The following is a 4,672-nucleotide window of genomic DNA, read 5'->3' on the forward strand; positions in this document are numbered from 1 at the left end:
CTACTGCAACCAGAGATCTTGCGGAAATGGTAGCCCTCGGAGCACTAAAAAGGACAGGTAAACTTAGACATACGCCCTACTATCTCCCAATGGGGGATAGAAATCCAGATATAATCTGATGCTGTTTTTCTCTAGCGGACGGGGCTAGACCACGCACCGGCTGGCTTTTTCTGATCATACTATACCCATTTCAAACAAAGTATTGGGTAACCTTATTTATCAGGTATGTGGAAGTATCTGGTGTTTTGGATGCGGAACAGCAGCAACGTGCCGTTCCAGATCGATTTCGTGAACCTCAAGGTGGTGGACCGGAAGGTGGCCAGGCGTACGGTGGTACAGGAGAATCCACTGGTTCCCCTGCGGGTTTACAAGCCCCTGGATCAAGTAGCAGGAAACACCAGCCAGAAAAACGTGTTTCTCCTGGACCAGTTTACCTTCACGGACGACAAGGTTTTGCTTGTGGAGATGTTTGAGAAAAATGGTGGCCGACACCAAGTACTACGGATCCAAAACGTGGACTTGGTAAGCGCAAAGCCAATCCAAGATATCCACCTTAGGATCAAATAGCCTTACGAAGATCTCAGAGACAAACAATATAGGCAGTGCCTTGATAGTGCTAAAATGGAGTTTTTAATACCAATAAATCTCTTATAAGAGATTTATTGGTATTAAAAAAAAAGTAATAACTGCTATTTATTGAGAAAATAATTTGATTTTGAAGATTTATTTATATCTTTATGTAGTTATTTAACTAAAATAAACTATGGCTATAGAACCAACACTTGTATTGGGGATCATAGCACTCGTAGGCGGCATAAGCCTGCGCTATTGGATCAACCGTAGGAAGTTCTATAGGAGAAGCCCCATGGGATCGGAGGGCTTTTCAAGTTATGAAAAGTCGGTTATCATCACGTTTCTTGAGCGTGTCGGCAAATGGGTAGCCTACATCCTCATTGTTTTCTGCATTCTTTTCCTATGGACGTATTCCGGCATAAGGAAAGAGCAGCAAGCAAGCGGGACGGAATCGGGTGCTACCGAGGAAAACCGGGTGGAAGAGTAAATTATTGACCTATAACGGGAATTATTGTGGCACTTTTTGATAAAGCTGCGTCCTGTCTTTTGAAACCGATGAAAAGGTAAAACCTAAATGATAATCTACTATGAAAAAGACAAAATTACAGATGCTTATTGACGGGAAATTGTATTTATGGTTAGCCCTAGTGGCGTTCCCGTCCCTTATCCTTGCCGGGTGTGGGGAGGACAACAACCCCGAGAACCTGAGATGCCGCGTGCGCGCCGTGGCTGGACCGGAGGATGACGTGGTGGGAAAATGGAAATTGGTGCGGGTAAGGCAAGCGTACTTTACCCGTGAACCTGAAGTGACAGATTATTCCTGTGACGATATCGTGTACCATTTCAGGTCAGACGGCTCGCTAGTGGTAAACAACAGTGTTACGGAAGCTGCTCATCATGCTGGGGATTACAATTATGAATTCATTTGGGATCCCTTTGATTCAGGTGCATCCTCATTTAGAGGGTTAAAAATAGCTCACAATAGATGGGGGTGTTCCGTCGAGACTACAATGATGACATTGGATGCTTCACCTACTGACGGCCCAAAAATGGAATTTATCCGAATCGACTAATGATTAACCTTAACTATTTTTATTATGAAAAAGATACGATTTATCTTAACTCTTGCCATTGTCTGCCTTTTTTTCTCCTTAAGCGGCTTTGGGCAGGAAAACCTGTTGTATGAGAGCGTTCAACAGGCGAAAGCTGATGGGACGGAGTTCCAGGAAATTCAGTCAGCCTTTCAGCAGGCTCCGGACGACCGGAAGACGCTTGCCCATTTTGAAAACCCCGGTGAAGTCCAGTTTATCCTCTATGATGAAACCGCATTCAGAAACCTGACCGAGGCGGTTTTCCTGGCAATTCCGTTTAAGGATCGAGAAATCCAACTGGAACTACTGGAAGTCCCGGCATCCTTTTACGGTTATGATGTCGTGACCAGCGACGGCCAACATCTGCCGGCCAGCGTAGGAGCCATCCGGCATTACCAAGGGGTCGTGAGGGGAGACCTAAATAGTGTGGTAGCCATGAGTTTTACGGAAGAGGAGGTAATGGGAATCGTTGCTACAGACGAGGGGAATTTTAACTTGTCTTTGGATAGGGAGAACGGAAGACATGTTTTTTTCAACGATAAAAACCTAAAAGAAAAACTTGATTTCAATTGTGGAGTGACTCACGACCATGACCATTCGGAAAGTGATACGGAGTTCTTTTCCGAAACATCGAAGTCTGAAATTCTTTCCTCCACTGCCAGATGTACTAGGATCTACCTCGAAACTGAACACGATATCTTCCAAGCCCGGGGTAGTGTACTTTCAGTCGAAATCTTTGTCACAGGCCTTTTCAACCAAGTAGCCGTATTGTATAGGAATGAGAATGTGGAGATAAGAATCTCCGAGATTTTTGTTTGGACAACGGCGGATCCTTACGCTGCTACCCATCCTTTAACTCTTTTAGGTGAATTCCAAACACACCGCACCGCTTTTAACGGAGATTTGGGGCAATTGTTGACGTTTAGAGGATCACTCGGGGGTTGGGCAGCAAGAATAAATGGCTTATGTCACGCTACTGCTTCGGAAAGGTTGTCTGTGTCCATGTTTGACAACAATTTTGCGCCTGTGCCTACGTTTAGCAAAACGGTTTTTGTTGTGGCCCATGAATTAGGCCATTTATTCGGTTCACACCATACCCACGCCTGCGCATGGAACGAAAACAATACGGCAATTGATGGATGTGCGAACGCCGAGGATGTAGGGTTTGGTCCTTGTCTAACACCAGGCATACCGTCTGGAGGAGGTACTATTATGAGTTATTGTGTTGATCAAAGCGTGGGTGTGAATTTTAACCTTGGTTTTGGAACACAACCAGGTAACAGAATCCGCAACAGGGTAGCTAATGCAACATGCCTGTGCGTATGCGGTGCTTCCACTATGTCCGGTCCTGCCTCGCTTTGTACCACTTCTGGCACGTATTCCATCAATAACGTGCCCGCTGGCGCCACGGTCACTTGGAGTGCCAACCCTTCAAGTGCCGTAACGATTACCGGGAGTGGAAATTCCCGCACCGTCACACGGGCGGGAAGCTTCAATGGTGAGGTTATCCTGACGGCGACGGTGACGGTGCCCGGCTGCGGGGCATTTCCCTTACGCAGAGTCCTCAACGTAGGGTTTGTCAATGTAAATGCTTTCAGCCTGCAGGGTTTTGGTGGCGTACTCACTCCCAACACGTGGATATTATCCACCATCCATTTGAGCGGGGTAGCTCCCACCGCCTACAGATACCGTGTCACCGGGCCGAGCGGCTTTCAGATCCCCTGGACCAACCTGAGCAATCGCAATTTTACGTTTACCGTACCATTTGTCGGCAATTACACGATTTTTGGTCAAGGGCAATCGGGGTGCGGATGGGGTACAGAGTATGCCCAAAATTTCACGGTAGTAAGTGGTCTGGGAGGTATGCTTGTCTATCCCAACCCAGCCGACCATACCCTAGTGCTGTCCTATGTTATGGAAGGACAGGGCCTAGCTGAGAAGAAGTTTTTCCCGGAATTCTCCGCTACCCTTTACGATGACAAGGGGAACCAATGCGTAAGCGGAAACAGCGAGGATGGGCAGATTATCTTTGACACGGAGGCATTCCCAGCGGGGACGTATTTCGTCCATATCCTCCACAACGGTAAAGAGGAAAGAAAGCAGGTACTTATCCGGCACTAGATGGATAAGGGGAAGTATATGAATCTCTTGGCAACGGTATGAACCACCGTTGCCAAGAGATGCTGTTTTAAAAGTCGGTCTTTTGGTATAACCAAACTCTTCGAATGAACCTGTTGGAAGAGAAAATAGGGTATCGATGCAAAAAGGCCGAAATCATCGAAATCGGCCCCTAAATTACAAAATGATGATTTCCCATTTTGTGATTGCCCCAAATTATCCCAGAAGTAATACAAAAAAATTACGGTATAAACTGTACATAATAATACGTGAATTCAGTCCCGGTTAAATCAATTGGTATAGGTATTAGGCTGGGATTGATATTTTGGCCTGCCGTATTATACCTAGGGACTAAACTCCATGTTGCGAACTCGAAAGTATTTCCAGTTTGGTTTACGTTAACCCCAATTACGTTAGGATTGGAAGGGGTCACATAACCTTCCTTTGAAGCACCGTCATAATGCATAAGGGCTCCAGCTGGCAACGTGACGCTTTTGGAACACCTGTAGACATCACAAAAGTAAACACCTGTTGCGTAACCTTGCTCCGGGCCAAGAACCACTCTAAAATTCGTGGACGTTAACGTCAGGTCCCCGGTTACCGTGAACGGGCCAAATTGCGTCCAGTTTGCCGGGGCTTCGACGTTTTGCCCCGAAGTGGCATTTATGGAGGCCATTGCCTGGTTTCTCAAATGCGCATTCTGCTCAACAATTATAGGCAAAGGTGTGGAAGAAGTCACCACCTCGGTAAACCCGGAAGCAACCTCCTCAACAATTTCAGGGTCTAAAGCTTCTTCTTTACATGAAACCACTATAAAGGGTACAAGAAGAAAGAAAAATACTGTCATCCGACTAAATTCCAAAACTTGTAAAAAAGCCCTCTGATTCTCT

5 protein-coding genes are annotated in these 4,672 nt (G+C 46.1%); 4 read left to right on the forward strand and 1 reads right to left on the reverse strand.

Annotated elements, in window-relative coordinates; genetic code table 11:
• Positions 1–225: 225 nt before the first annotated feature.
• The 4 genes from IAQ59_RS21495 to IAQ59_RS21510 all read left to right on the forward strand — a co-directional run bounded on the left by IAQ59_RS21495 (position 226) and on the right by IAQ59_RS21510 (position 3,785).
• Positions 226–567, forward strand: coding sequence for a DUF4138 domain-containing protein (locus IAQ59_RS21495; RefSeq protein WP_209332914.1), 342 nt, complete (start codon positions 226–228; stop codon positions 565–567).
• Between the two features lie 196 nt (positions 568–763).
• Positions 764–1,060 carry a molybdenum ABC transporter permease gene (locus IAQ59_RS21500; protein WP_245189774.1) on the forward strand — a complete coding sequence of 99 codons (297 nt, stop codon included), beginning with the start codon at positions 764–766 and terminating at the stop codon, positions 1,058–1,060.
• 100 nt (positions 1,061–1,160) lie between these two features.
• Complete coding sequence (locus tag IAQ59_RS21505; RefSeq protein ID WP_209332915.1) at positions 1,161–1,646, forward strand: hypothetical protein; 486 nt, start codon at positions 1,161–1,163, stop codon at positions 1,644–1,646.
• 24 nt (positions 1,647–1,670) lie between these two features.
• Positions 1,671–3,785: a M12 family metallo-peptidase gene (locus IAQ59_RS21510; protein WP_209332916.1), complete on the forward strand. Its 2,115-nt coding sequence runs from the start codon at positions 1,671–1,673 to the stop codon at positions 3,783–3,785.
• 238 nt (positions 3,786–4,023) lie between these two features.
• On the opposite strand, the gene IAQ59_RS21515 is transcribed toward IAQ59_RS21510, so the two are convergent.
• A partial coding sequence (locus tag IAQ59_RS21515; protein ID WP_209332917.1) for a hypothetical protein occupies positions 4,024–4,672 on the reverse strand: 649 nt, incomplete at its 5' end.

The organism is Lunatimonas salinarum, assembly GCF_017811155.1.
Taxonomy (GTDB): Bacteria; Bacteroidota; Bacteroidia; order Cytophagales; family Cyclobacteriaceae; genus Lunatimonas; species Lunatimonas salinarum.